Origin of the sequence: Flavobacterium tructae (assembly GCF_001853485.1) — a bacterium.
In the GTDB taxonomy this organism is placed as follows: domain Bacteria; phylum Bacteroidota; class Bacteroidia; order Flavobacteriales; family Flavobacteriaceae; genus Flavobacterium; species Flavobacterium tructae.
In genome coordinates, this window is sequence record NZ_MIKE01000025.1 from 320,009 (window position 1) to 340,744 (window position 20,736).

At 36.8% G+C, this 20,736-nt stretch carries 12 protein-coding genes; 2 read left to right on the top strand and 10 right to left on the bottom strand.

All coding sequences use genetic code 11. The features are described from left to right. Positions 1-17: 17 nt before the first annotated feature. The 7 genes from BHE19_RS17405 to BHE19_RS17435 form a co-directional block, all read right to left on the bottom strand. Positions 18-2,315 carry an aminotransferase class III-fold pyridoxal phosphate-dependent enzyme gene (locus BHE19_RS17405; protein WP_070908163.1) on the bottom strand — a complete coding sequence of 766 codons (2,298 nt, stop codon included), beginning with the start codon at positions 2,313-2,315 and terminating at the stop codon, positions 18-20. A gap of 197 nt (positions 2,316-2,512) precedes the next feature. Then, on the bottom strand, positions 2,513-4,648 hold the full coding sequence (locus BHE19_RS17410) for a beta-galactosidase (protein ID WP_070908164.1): 2,136 nt from the start codon (positions 4,646-4,648) through the stop codon (positions 2,513-2,515). A 56-nt stretch (positions 4,649-4,704) separates the two neighbouring features. Next, entirely contained in the window at positions 4,705-6,711 is a 2,007-nt protein-coding gene (locus BHE19_RS17415; RefSeq protein WP_070908165.1) for an MGH1-like glycoside hydrolase domain-containing protein, read from the bottom strand. A 345-nt stretch (positions 6,712-7,056) separates the two neighbouring features. Beyond that, complete coding sequence (locus tag BHE19_RS17420) at positions 7,057-8,556, bottom strand: RagB/SusD family nutrient uptake outer membrane protein (protein WP_070908166.1); 1,500 nt, start codon at positions 8,554-8,556, stop codon at positions 7,057-7,059. A 24-nt stretch (positions 8,557-8,580) separates the two neighbouring features. After that, complete coding sequence (locus BHE19_RS17425; RefSeq protein ID WP_070908167.1) at positions 8,581-11,712, bottom strand: SusC/RagA family TonB-linked outer membrane protein; 3,132 nt, start codon at positions 11,710-11,712, stop codon at positions 8,581-8,583. A 156-nt stretch (positions 11,713-11,868) separates the two neighbouring features. Continuing rightward, positions 11,869-13,422, bottom strand: a complete 1,554-nt coding sequence (amaB, locus tag BHE19_RS17430) for an L-piperidine-6-carboxylate dehydrogenase (protein ID WP_070908168.1) — start codon at positions 13,420-13,422, stop codon at positions 11,869-11,871. A gap of 83 nt (positions 13,423-13,505) precedes the next feature. After that, positions 13,506-14,300 (bottom strand): DUF1338 domain-containing protein, encoded by a 795-nt coding sequence (locus BHE19_RS17435; RefSeq protein ID WP_233431391.1) that lies wholly within the window; start codon positions 14,298-14,300, stop codon positions 13,506-13,508. A gap of 210 nt (positions 14,301-14,510) precedes the next feature. On the opposite strand from BHE19_RS17435, the gene BHE19_RS17440 reads away from it, so the two are divergent. After that, positions 14,511-14,981, top strand: a complete 471-nt coding sequence (locus BHE19_RS17440; protein ID WP_017497155.1) for an Lrp/AsnC family transcriptional regulator — start codon at positions 14,511-14,513, stop codon at positions 14,979-14,981. Positions 14,982-15,084: 103 nt separating this feature from the next. Here the strand turns inward: BHE19_RS17440 and BHE19_RS17445 are convergent, their stop codons facing one another. The 3 genes from BHE19_RS17445 to BHE19_RS17460 all read right to left on the bottom strand — a co-directional run bounded on the left by BHE19_RS17445 (position 15,085) and on the right by BHE19_RS17460 (position 18,575). Beyond that, positions 15,085-15,954, bottom strand: coding sequence for a helix-turn-helix domain-containing protein (locus BHE19_RS17445; RefSeq protein ID WP_070908170.1), 870 nt, complete (start codon positions 15,952-15,954; stop codon positions 15,085-15,087). An 818-nt stretch (positions 15,955-16,772) separates the two neighbouring features. Beyond that, positions 16,773-17,129, bottom strand: a complete 357-nt coding sequence (locus tag BHE19_RS17455) for a hypothetical protein (RefSeq protein WP_070908172.1) — start codon at positions 17,127-17,129, stop codon at positions 16,773-16,775. 33 nt (positions 17,130-17,162) lie between these two features. After that, positions 17,163-18,575, bottom strand: a complete 1,413-nt coding sequence (locus BHE19_RS17460) for an L-dopachrome tautomerase-related protein (RefSeq protein ID WP_083342580.1) — start codon at positions 18,573-18,575, stop codon at positions 17,163-17,165. Between the two features lie 477 nt (positions 18,576-19,052). Here BHE19_RS17460 and BHE19_RS17465 point away from each other — a divergent pair, with 477 nt between their 5' ends. After that, complete coding sequence (locus BHE19_RS17465; protein ID WP_070908173.1) at positions 19,053-20,705, top strand: hypothetical protein; 1,653 nt, start codon at positions 19,053-19,055, stop codon at positions 20,703-20,705. The last annotated feature ends 31 nt before the right edge of the window (positions 20,706-20,736 follow it).

Here is a 20,736-nt window from a genome sequence, read left to right on the forward strand (position 1 = left end):
CTTTGCGAGATTTTCTTTTACAATTCACTTAAAGCAATATCTAATAATCGCACCATTTCATCAGCGTTTTGTTTATTGAATGTCATAGGAGGTTTTATTTTCAAAACATTGTGTAAAGGACCGTCTGTGCTTAATAAATAGCCGTGGGCTTTCATCTTTTCTACTACAATATCTATTTCGGGAACAGCAGGTTCCATGGTTGATCTGTCTTTTACCATTTCGGCACCAATAAACAGACCATGTCCGCGAACATCACTAATAATTGGATACTTCGCCATTAACTTTCTAAGACCATCCATTAAATGATTTCCCGTTTCCAGAGCATGCTGTTGCATTTCTTCTTCCTGAATCACATCCAATACGGCCAAACCAGTAGTCATCGATACGGGATTACCTCCAAAGGTGTTAAAATACTCCATTCCATTGTTGAAGGCATCGGCAATTTCTTCCGTTACAATCACCGCAGCCAGAGGATGTCCGTTACCAATTGGTTTTCCTAATACCACGATATCCGGAACTACATTTTGTAATTCGAAGCCCCAAAAGTGGTCTCCGATTCGTCCAAAGCCAACCTGAACTTCATCAGCAATACAAACTCCTCCGGCAGCTCTGACATAATCATACGCTGTTTTTAAATAATTTTCCGGTAACGGAATCTGACCTCCTACTCCCAATAAAGTTTCACAGATGAATACCGCAGGAGCATTGTTCTCTTTCTGTAAATCTTCTATAATTCTTTGTACATCGGCAGCATATTTTTCTCCCGCATTGGTATCACCATATTTATAAGGGCCGCGATACAAATCAGGATTAATCGCTTTGTGTATCCAAGGCATCTGACCAAATCCTCCTTTACTGTCAAATTTATACGGACTCATTTCCATTGCAACGGTAGAAGTTCCGTGATAAGCATGATCCAATACAATAATATCTTTTTGTTTGGTAAAATGACGGCTCATTCGAATCGCCAGATCATTGGCCTCACTCCCCGAATTCACAAAGTAACAAACGCTCAACTTTGAAGGTAAGGTTGCTGTAAGTTTTTCGGCATAAGCTGTTATAGCGTCATTTAAATATCGGGTATTGGTATTTAAAGTGGCAATCTGTTTCTGCATTTTTCGAACCACGACCGGATGACAATGTCCCACATGCGAAGGATTATTGACACAATCTACAAAGGTTCTTCCCTTATCATCGTACAAATATTGCAAAGCACCCTTTACAATTTTTAACTTATCCTGATAACCAATACTTAAATTACGTCCTATTTTCTTTTTTCGAACTTCCAATAAATCACTGTAATCGTCAGTAGTAATTACGCCTTCAAAACCGCAGGCTTTTCTAAAAGCATCCTGCGCTTTGATTGGATTAATCTGAATCAGCTTAAACAATAAATTCCATGCCGGTTTTTCGGTTATAAAATGATGTTCGTTGTTGCTGTCTAATGAGGCATTGTAAGCGGATTGTGTTACACTGATACAAAGTCTTCCGGCAATCAGATAATACAATACATCCAATTCCTGCTCGGTTAAAGCATACGATTTATGGTATCCTTCAACGATCAATGCTGCAACGGCCAGCGGATCTTCTTCGTCCAGCATGGCATACGTACAGGCTATCGCTAAATTGTTGATTAAAGCGGTATACACCATATCTCCAAAATCGATTAAACCGCTAACACGATTGTGCTGTACCAGTACATTATAATCATTGGCATCGTTATGTACATAAGCATGACGCAAGCGATGCAATTGAGGCAAGACTTCAGTATCAAACTGCAAGAGGAAATAGCCCGCAATACGCCTTTTTTCGTGATTTAGAATGTATTTTAAATTGTCCGCTGCTTCACTCGCACGACTAATGTCCCAAGTATAATTGCGATGCATGGCAGGATGTGAGAAATCCTGTAAAGCATGATCCATCTTTCCTAAAAAACTTCCCAGGTCATATTGCAATTCTTTTGTTTTAGCTTTTTCATCCACCCAAAAAACACCTTCTAAAAAGTTCAGTATTCTGATATAGTACGTTTGGGAATTACCAACAATTTTAGTCAGTTCTTCTCCATGTTTATTGATACTGAAATGCTGAAAACAATTTGAAACAGGACTCTTTTTTAGATGCTGAATGATATTGATCTGCGCTTCTAAAAAAGGAAAAGGGTGACTTTCGTTTGAAACTTTTAGAATGTACTTTTCATTCTTCTCATTTGATAAAAGAAAGTTCAGTTCATCATATCCATTTAATGCTTTTACGGTAACGGTTAATCCGTAATGTTCTTTTACTAAATCCTGAATAGTTGCTTCTGAAAAAATCATTGATACTATATTAAAATTGTTTTTTATTTTTTTGCCGCGAATTTCACAAATTAACGCGAATTATATTTTGTTTGTTTTCCCAATCTGACAAACCTTTTTTCGCCACGACCCGAGCGATAGCGGAGGGACGAAGTAATTCACGAATTACTCGATATATGTTGTTTAAAAAATTCGTGAATTCGTGGCAGACTTTTACTTTATTTCCAAATAATCGCCTGAGCCGGTTGTAAAGGATTTTGCCCTACCAAAATTTTGCTTCCTTCAGGAATTGCTAACTGTATCGGCTCATTGGTATAATTTACTCCTGTGTAAAACCCGTCTCTCCATTCTACAAAAACCCCTTTTGGCAAATCTTCGATAGCAACTTTGGAACGTTCATAAACCGATCTCACCACTTGTCTTTCCAGATCACCGTCTTTACTTTCTGCTCCTACATACGTAACCGTTCCTTTCCCCAGTTTTCTCGTAATTGCTGCTGCTTTTCCCTTATAAAACTGATCGGCATACGTTGCTAAAACTTCTGTTCCTGGTTTCGGACTTAAAACATCTGCCCAGGTATTCCATTTATAGGTATTGTTTCCGGAACTTATCGTTCCATTTACATCCGCCACAAGCATATCAAAAAAGTCAACATCAGCACCAATTAACGGAACGATTGGCGCACTCCATTTGGCCTCAAAGAAATGCCCGTTTTTATCTTTCTGACCGGTACGGCATGACAAAATCAGGTTACCACCATTTTCTACATATTTCGTCCATTTGTCTACCAATTTCTGATCGATCAGCTGATAAGCCGGTGCTACAATAAAGGGATAGGCCGAAAAATCATCTTCTTCTGTAATAAAATCCATTGGTGCGCCAGTCGATTTTACTGCTGAAGTATAGGTATTTCGATGTCTCCACGTACTCCAGAACTCCGTTTGTTTTTGGTTCTCCAAATCCCACAGATTTTCATGACTCCATAAAAATCCTGTTTTTCTTTTGGCAAGATCAGCAGGAAGTACTGCTTTCGGATTGTACTCTTTTCGAAGCAGTTTCATATCTTCGATTGACTGTACAAACTCTTTTCCTCCCGTAGTCAAGGTTACACCATCAGTACCTACGATTCCGTCATGGTACATCTCACTGCTTCCCAGTGGATGTCTGTATCGATAAGTGCAGGTGAAAGAGCAGCCTCCTCCAAAAGCTTGTGAGATCCACATATGAACAGTTCCCGGAAGCAATTGCGGATTGATACTCGCCCAGTTCACTTGTCCCGGCTGCATTTCCATAACTCCGGTAACTCCGTTAATCGATCTGTAATAATCATTGGCTTCGGATATTTTATTCGGGTGCCCCATTCTAAAATTCTGACCTCCTAATTGATTCCTGCCGCTAACCGGATACATCGTATAAGTAGCAAAATCCATCTTATCAGTTCTTCTTGGGTCTGCACCATAAACTACATTCGTATAATTGGTCGTAATCCATTGTCTTGGATCAACATATTTTCGAAGTGTTTCTGCCTGTAAATTCAAATATTCGGCTTGTGAATCTGCCGTGAATCTTTTGAAATCTAATATGGCATGCGGACTCAATTTGTCTTCAAAATAAATCTCAGCATTTGGAATGGCAATCTGTTCGAAGTTGTTATAGCGAATGCTCCAAAAACTTCCCAGCCATTCGGCATTCAATTTTTCGATTGTACCGTACTTTGCCTTTAACCATTTTTGAAATCCTTTTTGTGCAGATGGACTAAAATCATCCGGAGCTCCCGGCTCGTTATCCACTTGCCAGCCCATAATGTTTTTATTCTTTCCGTATCTTTTCCCAAGTTCAGTCACTATCTTTTCGACAAAGGCTCTGTACTTTTCATTTGAAACCGATTGATTGGCTCTGTTTCCATGCTCTCTACGGCGTCCGCTTGCATCTACCAGATAAATTTCAGGGTACTTTTCCCCCATCCATGCCGGCGGAGTTGGTGTTGGGGTGCAAAGAATCACTTTTAAACCTTCTTTTTCGGCGATTGCCAAAGCGTCATCCAGCCATTTAAAATCATACTTGCCTTCTTCCGGTTCCATATACGTCCACGCAAATTCGGCAAAATGTGTAAACTCAAATCCCAGTTTTTTGATGTTTTTTAAATCGCGTTCCCATTGCTCTCTAGGCCATTGTTCCGGATAATAATAAACACCGATCTGCATCAAATCAGGCTTTGAGAAAAAACGCTGTGGATCTTTTTTTTCTGTCGCTGTAGTTTTTTTCGTTTGAGCAAAAACAGGTACCGAATGGCAATTTGCAATAAGCAATCCTGTTGCTACTATTTTTGTGAATGATATTTTTTGGTTGAACATACTTTGTACTGTTGTTGTGTTAATCAAATTTAGATAGTTTTTCTTAACTCGCTTCACTATTTATCTTCTAAAAGCAGCATTAAATAATGAGAAGCCGACCAGCTAAAGTTGTAGGCTTCTAGTCCTTTTCCTGTAATGGGCTGATAATTTTCTCTGATAGAAGTTCCTTTGTCTAAAACTCCTTCGGCATTGTAAATTAATTTATGAGCCAGTTCGTTTGCTTCTTTCACATAGCCGTACTTTTCCAGTCCGTTTATACCAAAATAACTTTGATCAAGCCAGACCGGTCCTCTCCAATACCCATTGTCCGGTTTGAACTTTGGATGATTGGCTGCCAGTGTCGGTAAAGGAACAAAAGTGTTCAAACTCGCCGTATCAAGCATGTTTTGTTTGGCTAACTGAGCTTGCTCAGCAGTAGCAACTTCTGCCCAAACAGGCAAATATCCTTCACAACCCATTGCTTTTATCAGCGTTTTACCATCGATAGTCGTATCGTAAAACCAACCTGTAGCAGCATCCCAAAACTGATTTTGAATTTTAACTTTCAAAGCAGTACTTTCTTCCTTCCATTTTTTCGATTCTTCAGTTAGTTTTAAAACTTCTGCCATCTTCTGCAAATAATTTTTCTCGGCATATAAAAAGGAATTTAAATCTACACTTTCCTGATCTAACGAAAAGGCTTTTTCACCGTTTTTTAGAATTTTACTGTCGTCAAAACGAACGGCATTATCCATTCCGCTCTCCCATTTGGCAGCAATCACAGTCCCGTCTGTAGAACCAAATTCACACAAACCATCCTGATCGTGATCGCGTTCTTTGTACCACCAATTGTGATATAATTTTAGCTTCGGATAGAACTCTTTTATGAAATTAATGTCTTTTGATTTTTCATAAATTTTCCAGATGGCCCAGGCTGCAAGCGGTGCTTTAGTATTTCGGTAATTGTTTTCTTCCAGAAGATTATTTCTGTAAATACAATCCGGAATAAATCCGTTTGGCTCCTGATAATCAAACAAAGCACGCATCTGATCTTTTGCCAAGGCTGGATTATAATTGGCAACCGCAACGGCGTGTTTCCAGCTGTCCCAGGCCCAGAAACCATGAAACCATTCGTAATTGTAGCTTGGAAAAAGTCCACCGTGTTTCAAACCTTCAGCAGCAATTCGAGTATTGTTTTGTAAAGTCAATAACAGTTTAGCAATCAAATTAGAGTAAACGGCTTCTTTGTAAATATTTTTCTTTCTGGCAATTAATTGCACCAGTTGATTTTCTTTTTCTTTTTGTGTGTTGTTTAGTAAGGTATTGAATGCCGTTTTAGCAATGTTTTCATTTTCGGTTTTCCAGGAATACTGAGAAAAAATGAAGGTTTGAGAAACCACTATTTCCTTAGTTTCATTTGGTTTTAGAACCAGTTTCTCTGTCTGAGCTTTATAACCCTGATTTGTAATTTCAATTTCAGGAGTGCTATTCAAAAACTGAATGTACCCTGTTGCTGTACTTTTAGCCGAAACAATTTTTAAAGTTTTGTCTTCTTTTGAAAGTTTTAAATCATTTAAAAAAAGTGTTGAGTGGTAGGACGGAAAAAGGGTTACTGTTTTTCCTGATGTGTTGGTAATACTTGTTTTTTGTAAAGCCGAATGACCGGACAAATAAACCAACTGCTGTTTTATCGTTAACTTTTCATTTTTAAATGACTGTTCCAAATGACTGTTGTAGCTGTTCTGGTTCACCAGCGTATTTTTCCATTGAATGGCTTCTTTTTTGTTTTCATCCGTAAGCTCTAAAGAAACAAACGAAGGACTTAACCAGACACCATTTTGTTCTGTCATTAAAAAAGGCCCGGAAAATCCGGCCTGCACTACTGATGGTTCTAAAAATCCAAATCCAAACCAAGCCCCTTTATCTGAAAACGCCAGTGATTTTCGATCTGTCGCATTTAGGGGGTTCCCTTTATAGTTTATGCTATTTTGGGCCGCTTCTAAATTGGGATATTTCTTTTGAGACCAGCCTGATTGAACTATAAAAAAGGACGCAAGAATAAAAAGTATTTCCTTTTTTCTCATGTTATTTTGTTTTATGATGTGTTATTATGGATAAAATAATTTAGGAATGTCTTTAAATGCAAACCAAGAATGTTTTTTTGCCACTCATTTTACAGATTCACACTGATTTAATATGCAATTATCAAAAAATCTATAAAAATCTTTCTAATCTTTGGCTAATTTAATCATCTTGGCATTAGTCACTGATAGTCATCTAAAAAATCAGTAAAAACAATTACTTTATTACTTATCAGATAAAAAGAATAGCCCGAAAATTAGGCTATTCTTTTTAAAGTTATATCAATTTCATTTCTATTTTAATCCAATATTTTCATATTATATCGGTATTAAAATCAATTCATTGAATTAATTTGTTTGCAATTCCATTAATGGAATTGGGTAAAAATTGTTTTTTGCTGCATCAAAACCGCTACGTCCTACTGCATCAAGTGCTGCTTTCGTTTTTCCCCAACGACGTAAATCATAAAAACGGTAGTTTTCTAACGGGAACTCTATGATTCTTTCGTGTTCAATCTGAGCTTTAACAGCTGCTGCAGTTGTTCCGGTCATCGCTGGCATATCAGCTCTTTCACGAACTTTATTGATATACGGAATAGCTTCTCCGGTACGCCCTAACTCATTCAGTGCCTCAGCCTGCATCAACAGTACATTCGCATATCGCATCAAAGGAATGTTGATTGCCGTAAACTCCTGATTCATTTTGTCCTGAGTACTTGGAATGTATCTGCGGTATACCGGTTTGTCCTTCCCTTCAAACTTTTCATCATAAGTAGTACCTAATACCAAAGGATTATTGGCATCATTAAAATAAGGATCTTTAAAGAAAATAGTACTGTAAAAACGCGTATCATAATTTCCTGTCGTCGCAATTTTTCCTTCTTTTTTGAATTCGTTTACCAACATAGGGCTTGGCAAAATTTCGTCCCATCCGCCAAGTTCTCCCGCTGCCATCCAATAGTGAAGCGCATTACGGTAGAAAGCACCATTAGCGGTAGTTTCAGAAAATTGCAATTCAAAAATAGACTCTTTACTGTTTTTTACGGTGCCGTCAAACATAGAAACATAATCTTTAATTAACTCGTACCCCTGAACTTTATTCAATGCCGTAAGCGCTTCGTTTAAAAAAGCTTGCTTTTGAGCAGTTTCTTCATAAGCTCTGGTTAAATATGCAAATCCAAGGTAGCTGTTGGCTGCTCCGCTTGTCGCACGTCCTGTTTTATCAGAAGTTTGCTTCGCAGGAAGTATGTCTGCCACCGCTTTAAATTCTTTTGTGATAAAATCCCAGGCCTCCGGTCTTGTCGATAACGGAACATTTAAATCGCTTTCTTTGGTTACGTATTTATCTCTAACATAAATTTTATCCCAGTTCAAAAGCAATTTCATGTGGTAATAAGCACGTAAGAAACGAGCTTCCGCCTCAATTTGTTTACGGTCAGCATCTGTTATGGCAGAAGCCGGAACCTTTGGTAATTTATCAATCACCTGATTGGCATTACTGATCCCTCTGTAATTAATTTTCCAATAACTGGTAAACTGACTATTCCCGTTCGTATAAGTAAAAGTCGAAAGTTCCACCCAGTTTTGGTAGTTCAAAGCATCGCTTCCCATTTCGTTGATGTCTTCACGATAGGCTTCTACCGGCCATTTTATTTCGGCAAAAGACCATTCGTTGGTAGCGCATTCAAGCTGTCCATAAGTTGCCGCCAAAGCAGATTCGGCATCGGCTTTATTTCTCCAGAAATTCTCTGAGGTCAATTGGTCCGGAGATTGCTGCTCCAGATAATCACTACAGCTTGTTATAGTCAGCAAACCTATAGTGGAAAATAATAAAAATATCTTTTTCATGATGATGTCTTTTATAAAATAGAATTAAAATATATACTGAATACCCGACACAAACGATCTTGTAAATGGATACACAAAACGATCAATACCGGTATTAAGTACAGAACTACGCGAAAACTCAGGATCAATACCTGAATAATTGGTGATCGTAAATAAATTCTCTGCACTAACATAAATTCTAAGCTTGTCTATTTTTGCTTTGCCTAACATTTTGCTTGGTATCGTATATCCAAACTGCAATTGACGCATTCTTATAAAATTTCCACTTTCCAGAAAACGATCTGACTCACGACTGTTTCCGTTAGGATCCTGTAATACTGCTCTTGGAATATCACTACGGTTATCCGGTGTCCATGAATTTAATGTCGAAGCCAGCATATTAGTTCCTGAACTCATAGACTCATAAAAATAACGGTTTCCGTTGTATAATTTATTCCCCCAGCCGCTTCCAATCAATGCTGAAAAATCAAATCCTTTGTAGCTGGCTCCCAAAGTAAGGTTAACCTCAACTTTTGGCAATCCTGTTCCGGAGTAAGCTTTATCGTTATCGTCAATAACTCCGTCTCCGTTTATATCTTTAAAACGAATATCACCCGGCTTTGCATTTGGCTGTAATAAAACACCATTTTTATTGTGAGCATTTACCTCTTCAACCGATTGAAAAATACCATCTGTTTTGTACAAATAGAATCCACTAATTGGACTTCCTACACGTGCCTGAGTTGGAAAATGTTCGGCATTGAATTTTAATCCTTCTCCATAAATAGTTTGTCCCTCGTTTGCTAAGGCTACTACTTTATTTTTAAGAGTTGTAAAATTTAAACCTGCATTGTATTTAAATTCATCAACCTGATCACGATAATTTACTTCAAATTCAAAACCGCTGTTGCTAATCTTACCTACGTTAAGAATCGGATCATCAACTCCGGCAGATGGAGCCAGTTTTTTTGTAATTAATAAATTGTCCGTCACATTGTGATAGTAGTTCATCGAACCGCTGATTTTTCCTTTCAAAAGAGTATAATCAATACCAATGTTTTTAGAATCTGTAGTTTCCCACTGTAAATTTCTATTTTCTAATGCTAGCGCAATACTTCCCGGCCAGGGATTACTTCCAACTCCCTGTACATAACCTGAACCTAAAGAATTTCCTGTGTTAATTAAAGTATTAGCAGAATAGTATCCTAAAGCAGCTTCGTTACCCAATTGTCCCCAGCTCGCACGTAGTTTTAAAGTAGAGATAAAAATATCTTTCGGGAAAAAATCTTCCTGCTCGATTTTCCATCCTAAGGCGATAGACGGGAAAGTTCCCCAACGGCTGTCTGCACCAAACTTAGAAGAACCGTCTCTTCTAACGGTCATTTGCAATAAATAACGATCATTATAAGAATAGTTTAACCTTCCGAAGAAAGAAACACGATTGTATTGAAACTTTGAACCGTCTGCAGTATAAGTCCCTCCTCTTCCGGCTCCGATAGTTTCAAAACCAGGATCAAGAAATCCTGACGGACGGTCGATAGAAACCAGCTGTCCATTTTCTACAGTATAATCAGTTGTTTTTCCTTCAACACTTACCTGATTCCAGTTGGATGCCTGACTGTTAAAAGTATTACCCAGCATTAAACCAAAAACATGTTTTCCGAAAGTTTTATCGATAGTAATAATGTTATCTAATATCTGCTCATTCCAGGTTGTTCTCAACTCCGATTGCAAGGGATAAAGATGTACCTCTTTTGGATTAGCAATAAATGGAGGAAAATGAGCGGTTTGCTGGTTATTTTTCACACGATAAGAATAGGCCAATTTATATTTGAACCAAGGTGCAATATTAGCCGTTGCAGCAATATTAGCTGTAATATCCTGCCCTACATTATTACTTTTTCTAAAATGCTCTTCGGCAACCGGGTTCGTTCCGGCTGGCAAACCATTTTTATTGGTTAGACCATAACCGTATTGCTCATTATCGTCATAAACCGGAACTAACGGAGACATTGTATAAACTTCTTTCAACTGAAAGTTAGGCAATGCATTTTGGGTTCCGATATAAGCCATTTTTCCATCGATATCAAAAATCGATTTTTTGAAACTTACCCTTGCACTTCCTGTTTGAGAACCAAATTGATTGTCGATAATAATTCCTTTTTGCTTTACAAAGTTTCCGTATAAAGCAAATTTAAAATCACCTTGTCTTCCCTGAACTCCCAAACCGTAGTTTTGTGTAAATCCGGAACGGAAAACTTCATCCTGCCAGTCGGTATTAACATCAGATGGAGCCGTTATATAAGCCGGAAGTGCTTTTGGTGAAGTCGCATACTTATTGTACTCATCGTACATTCTTTTATGAACTGTGCGATATCCGTCAGCATCCAATAAATCTAATGTTTTCGATGGATTGGTGATACTTAAAAAAGAGCTGAAATCTATTTTTACACCTTCTTTTTGTCCATTTTTAGTGGTTACGATAATTACACCATTTGCAGCAACAGATCCGTAAATAGCAGCCGCAGCACCGTCTTTCAATACCTCCATCGATTCGATATTGGTTGGATTTATCGTATTAATATCTCCCTGAAATCCGTCAATAATATAAAGTGGTTCTGTAGCACCAAAGGTATTTACCCCACGGATTTTCACGCTCACAGAAGCTCCTGCCACACCACCGCTTTTTTGCACGTTTACCCCCGCTACTAAGCCCTGAAGTGCTTCAGAAGGACTTGTTGTCGCTCTGGTTTCTAAACTTTCTTTTTTAACAGTAGAAATAGCTCCCGTAACGTTGCTTTTCTTCTGAGAACCATAACCAATAACGACTACTTCATTCAGTTTATTGGTTTCTTCCTGCATGGTAATATTAAGTTCACCACGGTTGTTTACAGCCTCACTTTTCTCTATAAATCCCATATAGGAGAAAACGATAACCGGATTCACAAGACTTGATGAATACACCAAAGTATAATTTCCGTCAATATCTGTTGCAGCATTGTATTTAGAGTCTTTAATCGAAATACTCACACCCGGCAGCGTATTGTTCTTGTCATCAGTAACTTTTCCGGAAATGGTCTTTTGTGCTTGATTTGCTTGCGCAAAATTGATGTTTGGCAACCACAAGCATAACAATAAAGGAAGAAAATAGAACTTCCTACTGAGTAGTTTTTTCATTTTGGTAATGGTTTTGGTTAATTAAAATTTCGCTTTTTTTAGTTTTTTTTATTTGTAGGCAAGCACTTTATAAGACATTCAATTACAGAACTGCCCTATAAAGTGCGGTATTCTCTTTGATTTGACTTTTAGAAAAACGGTAGGTATCCGTTTATTTTATAAGTCAAACTTTATTCCTTGTGCCAATGGCAGACTAGTAGTATAATTAATGGTATTGGTTTGTCTGCGCATGTACACCTTCCAGGCATCGGAGCCGGATTCTCTCCCACCGCCTGTTTCTTTTTCTCCACCAAAAGCACCGCCAATTTCAGCACCGGAAGTACCGATGTTGACATTCGCAATACCGCAGTCAGAGCCTGTGACCGATAAAAATAATTCGGCCTCTCTTAAATTATTAGTCATGATTGCTGAGGATAAGCCTTGTGCTACACCATTTTGAATGGCGATCGCATTTTCGACAGTCCCCGAGTATTTTAATAAATATAAAACCGGAGCAAAAGTTTCGTGCTGTACGATTTCAAATGAGTTATCAGCCTCTGCGATAGCAGGTTTTACATAACAGCCGCTTTCGTATCCTGAACCTGAAAGCACACCACCTTCAACCAGAATTTTTCCTCCTTCGGCTACTACTTTTCGTAGTGCCTGCTGGTACATTTCAACTGCCTGAGTATCGATCAACGGACCAACATGGTTTTTTTCGTCCAACGGATTCCCGATACGCAATTGCTTGTAAGCAGCCACTATAGCATCTTTTACTTTGTCGAATATACTTTCGTGAATGATTAAACGACGTGTCGATGTACATCTTTGTCCCGCCGTTCCAACGGCACCAAAAACAGCACCGATAACCGTCATTTTAATATCAGCATCCGGAGTTACAATGATGGCATTGTTTCCTCCCAACTCCAATAATGATTTCCCTAAACGTCCTGCAACTACCTGCGCTACAATTTTTCCCATGCGGGTCGAACCTGTAGCCGAGATCAAAGGAACACGTGTGTCTTTTGTCAATAGCTCTCCAATCGTATAGTCGCCATTGATCAAACCTGAAATACCTTCCGGTAAATTATTCTCTTTGATAACCTCACTTATAATATTTTGGCACGCTATAGCACAAATAGGCGTTTTCTCTGATGGTTTCCAAACGCAAACATCTCCACAAATCCAGGCCAGAGCTGTATTCCATGCCCAAACAGCCACCGGAAAGTTAAAAGCCGAAATAATTCCAACCACTCCCAAAGAATGATATTGTTCGTACATACGATGTCCCGGACGTTCTGAATGCATCGTTAATCCGTGAAGCTGACGGGAAAGTCCAACTGCAAAATCGCAGATATCAATCATTTCCTGTACTTCACCATAACCTTCCTGCAAAGATTTTCCCATTTCGTATGAAACTAATTTTCCTAATGCCTCTTTGTGTACACGCAACTTTTCCCCAAACTGGCGAACAATTTCCCCGCGCTGTGGTGCCGGCATCAGTCTGAACTGTTTGAAAGCAGCTGTTGCAGCCTCCATCACTTTTTCATAATCTGCAGCGGTTGATGTTTTAACTTTTGCGATCAATTGTCCGTCTACCGGAGAATAACTCTCCAGAATTTCTCCTCCCGAAAAATGATTCAATCCCGTTGAAGTTCCCTCATTAACTTCTTTTATTCCCAATTGGCTTAAAGCTTCCTTTATTCCGAATTGTACTTCTGTTACTGCCATTATGACTTTTTTAAAATAGGTTGTCCAGTTTTAAACTATAAAAAACTGATTATGATAACGATAACTATACTTATTTCCTGTAATTATTTAGCCTCCTGCAGCTTTACATCTGTACTTTCAAATATTTTATCGGCAGACGATGCTACAAATCCCTGATACAATTCGCCATTCGCCATTGGATAACGGAGGGCAAACTCATAATAACAAGATGGAATTTCTAAAGCACCCTCTTCAAAATCCACTACATACAAATCAGCAAGCGTGCTCGATTGCTCTAATAATTGCTCCGGAGTTCCTTTGATTTTTCCACCGGAAGCATTCAGTTTCCATCCGCTGTTTTCCAAAAAAGTATTAAGTTCTTCTAAGGTGTTAAATCCTTTTAAAGCATTAGTACTAATCGTAAAGTGATTGGCTCGGAAACCGTAAACATACATCCAGGCCGCATACTCAGATTCTTCTAATAAAGATTTATAGATAGCCTGTGAATTCCCTTTCCATACCGATCCGCTTAAGACTAATTCAGCATCGTTAAATAAGTTCTGATCACAACTGTTCAGGATATTCTGTACTGTTTCCTGTAACTCAGAAGAACATTTTTCTAATTCCAGCTCCGAAATAAAAATTCTTGGTGCATCTTTATCGGTAGCGTGCTCATAATGTCTGGCAAAAAGTTTTTTACTCTCAAAATTATATTCTCCTTTTGCTTCATAACCAACATTCAGGAAAGGTTTTTCTAAAACCTCAATATTTACACGTTTATCATTAAAAGTACGAATCGCTATATGGTCATTTTTTATCTCTTCTCCTCTTTCTTCCAGTAATTCATGTATTCTTCTTGCAGATGGGGTAATATTGGCATATTGCTCCCATAATTTCATAAGTAATTGATTTTTATCCATTTCCGTTTTGTTAAAATAGTGTGATTATCACACAAATTTATATATAAAAGTGTTATTATAACACCTTACTTTTACGTTTATTTAAAATTCGACATTTCATAGCCTTTTTTTTGTAATTTTGACACTTATAAAATCATTTTTAACTTAAGAATTGTCAAAATAATAGAAATCTCTAAACTACGCCCAACCATGCCAAGTATCAAGAAGAATGAAAATACTGACTATTTAGACCGCGAAATCATACATAAACTAAGTGAAAATGGAAGAATCTCTTTTTCAGATCTTGCCAAGGAACTAAACATATCCAATTCATTGGTACATTTAAGAGTTAGAAAATTACAGGAATCGGGAATTATTACCGGTTTTTCGGTAAAATTAAATCCTAAAGAAATTGGTTTTGAAACCACTACTTATACAGGAATTGTGACTAAAGAAGCACGATTTTCCTATTCTATTGCCGAAAAATTAAAAGAAATTCCGGAAGTCGTAGAATGCCATTGGGTTTCGGGAAAGTATGCCTTATTTATTAAAATTGTGGCAGTTAATAATGAAGAGCTTCGCAAAATTTTATACGAGCAAATTCATCAAATTGAAGGTGTAGGAAGCACCGATTCGTTTTTCTCTTTTGGATCGGCATTTGAAAAAAACCTGCCGGTATAACCATTTATTCTAGCAACAAAAGGTTTAAAGTTAGCCGGGTTTACATTAGAAAAGCTGTTTTCTAAAACTTAATTTGAGAAAACAGCATGTGTTCTAAAAATACTTATTTGCATTTTTCAATCAAATCCTCGGAAGGATTTCTTCCAAAAACTTTAAAATATTTCTTTGAAAAATAATCTACTCTGGTGAAATTAAGATCATAGGCCAACCGAACAATAGAATCATAGGATCCGCTACACAATAATTGATGCGCCAAAATAATTTTTTCTTTTTTAAAGAAATCATTTGGTGTTACACCTTCAATTTCTTTAAAGAGTCTTTTGTATTTACTAGTCGACATATTGGCAACTTTTGACAACTCTGCAATTCCGGGGAATTTATTTTTTAAATTATGCAGTAAATATTTTTTAGAAATCTCCATGCCGGTCAGGTCTGTTTTTTTTATCCTGCACGAAGGTAAAACAGTATCTGAATACCGTTGAATAAAGTTTCCCAGTAATTTTAAAGCGACTCCTTTGAGATAGAAACTGGAAAATTGATTTAAAACATCCTTATTCTTTATCGAATCGATCAGTATTCTGCTATTGCTGTCAATAAGATCGTGAAAACAAAGTTCTTTGCTTTCAAATTTATCGTTTAGTTTATGAACATACATAGGACGAAGTAATTTCTGATCCACGATTAAACGCATTGTAAATATCCTCTTTCCGGCGGCATGTTCATAAATATTTTCTATGCTATTCTTCCAAACAAAGAGTCCTAAATTCGTTAAAGAACCAATTTTATAACTGATATCACGAATCTGAATCCAGTTGAACTCTTCGCTAAGATCGAAATTTATGATATACAAATCATCATGATTTGCATGCTGTTTAATTCTTAAAGGTGCTGTTAATTGATAAGACTTGCTTTCTGAGTACAAATATAGAACGGTGTTACGAGATTCGAATGCCGGTTTCAATAAGTGCGTCACCTGTGGAATAATTGATAACTTTTACTGTAAATGTGGAATATAATCTATACCTACAAAACTAAATTACTGATTATCAAAACAATTAATCCTGTGTTGACTGAAATAAATAGAAGCAAACTCATTAATTATACAACAACAAATTTGACCGCAGAGTTACACGGTTTCGCAAATTTTACGGCAAAAAAAGAGGGGATTATCCCCTCTCTCAAAAAATGGTTAAATGTTAAAAAATTAAATTGGTTAGTTAGTTTACTTGTTAAATCTTCTTTTAAAATCTATAATTAAAACCCCGCCGTAACAATTCCTTTGTACCCAAAACCTAATTCTGCGAATGCTCCAAATGCTTTTCCTCTCTTAGATCTGTCGGATTAACCTAAAAGCAAATCAAAGGGTATTATCTTTATAAGAGCCTCCAACTTTATCTTTTACAGACAATGCAATAAGCACTTCACCTCCGGGACCATAAAAATCTAATAAAAAAGTTTTAATATAACGATATTGTCCACTACTGTTCTCATATAATAATTGCTTTTCTTATTATTTAGAATTTTTACATTAAATTTAAATACTTTCCGTATCTATTAAACGAAAGCTTTAAAAATAATTTTATTCTTACAAATGTAGATTAATAGTAGTACTAAACGTGATTTTTTTTAAAGAATTTAGCTACATATGCAATAAGTGGATATGTTTAGGTTATATGTGATACAAAAAAAGAACATATTAAAGACTTATGAGTAAAATGCAAAACCCTAAAAACCCATTATACATAAACGCATAATGGGTTTTTAGGGAACTGACAGAAATCTTCGGCGGTTCTAGCCGAATAAAGCCATTCCGTTTTGCATTCTGTCTACTAAACCTATGCAAAGTATAAATGAAAATAATGCCGTTATTACTGCAATAAAAGCAAATACAAGTAACAATTTTCGAACAGAAGACCTGATAAAATGTTGCTGCTCTTCTTGTAAAGCATACCGCCAAATATTTCTAAAGTTTTTATAAATCACAATGCCAACAAGCCCCATAATCGCAAAAATAACAGCTGTCACTATAGTCAGTACATGAAAGAATAACTGATTGTCATGAAGAAAAACATCACTTAGTGTAACGAAACTAAGTACAAATAGCGCTGTTATAGCAATACTGATTGAAACTCTGAAGAATTTGAACATTTTACTCTTTAAATTAGATTTAGTATAGTACTCTTATTGCTTAAAACGATAAATAAAATATGGAGGTTTCCCCTGATCGTTCGCACCTGTAAAAGCTGGCGAACTATTGAGTTGATTTACTGAAATGTACATCCAGCCGTCGGGTCCTTTATAAACATTATCCGGCCATTGCAATTTTTGAGTGTCCTGTACAATAGTAGTCAATTTACCCGCAGTATCCAACTTTGTTATGGCGTGTTCTTGCAGATTTGTAAAATAATGATTTCCGGCTTCATCTGTCAAAGCACCATCGCTAAAAGGTTTGCTGCCTACTTTTTTTATTGCCTTACTAATTTCGGCATCACTTTTACCTTCTCTGAATAGTTTGGCTGGCACGCTATACCATGAAGTTCCATTCATTGCTCCAAAAAATATCGTTTCCCTGTCATTTGAAAGTGTAATTGGGTCAATGGCTACACGAGCCGGTTTTCCACCAAAATAAGTTACTTTACCATCAATAATCATGTCTTTATCTTCTGCCTGTAAAGAAATATGTCCGCTAAATCGGCGTGTTTTTTTTGTTTTCAGATTCAAAACAATAATACCCGGATTGGCAATATCGGCTAAGTAAGCAAAACCATTTTTTTCATCAATGGCAACATCTTGCGTAAATGTACCTTTAGGCGCAATAGTTTGAGGCAATTCAATTTTTTGAACTACTTTATTCTTACTGATATCAAAGGCCCAAAGTCTGGATTTACCTAATTCGAGTCCCATATCGGTAACCCATAACTGATTGTTTTTATCAAAGATTAAACCCAACATCGCATCAAATTTTGCGTCGGTTGCTTTTGCATCATATTTCTGATAAGCTTCAGATGGGTAAGGAATCGCTTTTCCGTTTACAATTTCTACCAATTGCATCTTCTGACTTCCCAATGGATGAATGGTTGCAAAAACACGACCCTCGGCTGATACAGCAACGTCACCTGGACGAATGTCCATTGCAGCAACTACTTCGAGAGGTTCGGTTGTTTTTTTGGCATTCGCAAAATAACTGGCGGTACCTTCAATCCAATCTTTACGTGGGGGAGCAAAAAAATCAATGTCTAATGTTCCGTCTTCCAAACATTCAAACTGATGCGGAATATTCCCCGGAATAATCAACACCTCTCCGGCACTAACAATGTACTCTTTACCTTGCATGGTTACTTTTACACTTCCCTTTGTAATATAAGTCGTTTGCTCATTTGGATGTTGATGGACTGGCACTTTAGCACCTTTATCCATCTTAAACAACGCCAGCATCCCCTGCTCTCCATACACATATTTACGCTGTAATTTATCTCCTAGTTGTTCCCATCCCAAATTATCAAATTTTAGATGTTGGATTTCTTTCGTCTGCTGCGCAGTCATAGCAGCAGTGAGCAAAATCATAATAGAAATTGCTAATTTTAATTTTGTCATGTTTTTCGAATTTTAAAATTTAATAAGTGGCTTTTTTAGTAAGCACTTTTAACATTGTTTTGTTTTGTCCACGGTTTGTCGAAGACTCTGTTCTGCTGTGGCAAAATAACCTCACAACCCGGTTTTTGATCAAGACTTACTTTTATGGTTGCTGCAGTCAATTTACCGGACATTACGTGTCCGCCATAAGTACGGTCTGTTCGAAATAGTTATCTTACACAAACAAAGATATCCTTTAAAAAACTAAGAAAAATTGTACCTTACAGCTTTTTTCCTGTACAATTTTGTCATCATCTCTAAAAATTAATCCTATTCCTGATAAATTGCAATACCATTTTACACCAAAACACAGATGTGATCTCAAAACATGATAGAACTAATTACTCTAACGGATAATATAATGCTGATTTCCGATAATAAACTAACATACAGATCTTCAGAAAGCAATGATATTTGCTATTCCTTACTCTTAAAACTATGATAAAATTAATTCCTTCAAGATTCCGAATATATTGCTATTCGGCAAGTTGTTTTTTAGTGTTCACCGGGTGCAAAACCATTGACCAGGATGTTATTCAGCATAACTTTATCGTCGGAGAAAGAAACAAAGGCGATTTGTTCTACAATAATTTACTGGATGTCTCCATCGAAATACCGAAAGGTGTTGTTTATGACGATCTGTCTAAGATTAAAAAAAGTGCCCTGCAAAAACGAATTGGGAATTTCAAAGATGTTACTGCTTCTCATTTATTCCTAAGCTACAAAACAGACCAAAACTTAGAGACTTTCTATTTCTTTGAAAAGATTGAAAAGCCAAGCGATACCATTGTTCATGAAAAACTGCTGCAAAATGACAGTATCAATGGAATTATTGTTTACGAAAAACTAAAGGGATCAAAAAGAATTGTTGCCCTTACGCGAATGTCAGCCAACACCAATCATTTGGAAAAGGCGACCGAAAGTATGAGGAAGGTTCATTTGGACAGTACCTCTTTGAATAAACTGTCGTATATGCATCTCTTTAATTATTATACCACTGAACCACATAAAAATTACCTGCAGGGAAGAGAAAAAATTAAAAAGGCTCCTATAAAAGATCCAAAAAAAATAATGCTCAAAGACCCTTTGTACTTAACAATCAATTCTTATATAGGTGATAATAAAGAATACGATGCATTGATTAAGGGCTATGAAAGCGATAAAAATGATTTTAACCGCACCGTTTTAAACTCGCTGTCCCAAAATGAAGTGAAAAAAGAGGAAGCTGTAATTGCGGCAATTGGGGATCTCGCTAACGACAATCAGATGATTATACTCAATGAAGATCATTTTTATCCCAAGCATCGGTTGTTTGCCATGAATCTTCTGGATGTCTTGAAACAAAAAGGGTTTACTGTAATTTCGATGGAAACCTTTACACCAAATTATAGTACTAATACTGCGCCTGTTCCAAATGCCAAAAATGGGTTTTATATCAAAGATCCCTATTTTGGTCACTTTGTAAGGAAAGCCAATGCTATGGGATTTACTCTTGTGGGGCATGAAAATTCAGATCAGAAAATAGATCGGGAAATAGGGCAAGCCAGAAATGTCATGAAAATATTAGAGAAAGATCCAAAGGCTAAAATTTTTATTTATGTGGGACATGGTCATCTGGAAGAAGAAGGCAAAAAACGTCTTATGGCCAATTATTTAAAAGAATACTCAAACATAGATCCCGTTACCATCAATCAGGAGACTGTTATGATGAAGATAAAAGAAAAATTAGTTCTGCTTCCAAAATCGGTATTCGCCAAAGATACTTTAATGAAATCAAGTGCTGATTACTTTTTAATCAACAACCTTGAAGCCAACCTGCAGTCTGTTTACCCTAATCAGGTTTTTAAAAAGGTAAGTCTGAAGGACCAAAAATTTATTCCGCTTAAAAACCAAGAGCTTTTGGTTGACGTTTTCTTGTTAGACGAATACAATACAACTAAAAACGCAGATTTGTTAATTCCGATTCAATCTACTCTAATTACGCCGAAGTCTGATACAATTGAGACGAATTTGCCTGTGGGTCAATACTATATTACAGTAAAATCAGCTAATAATGATCTGTTTTTATTTAATCGTATCGAAGTCAACTAAAGATACAAATGATGTCAAAAAAAATCCCGTT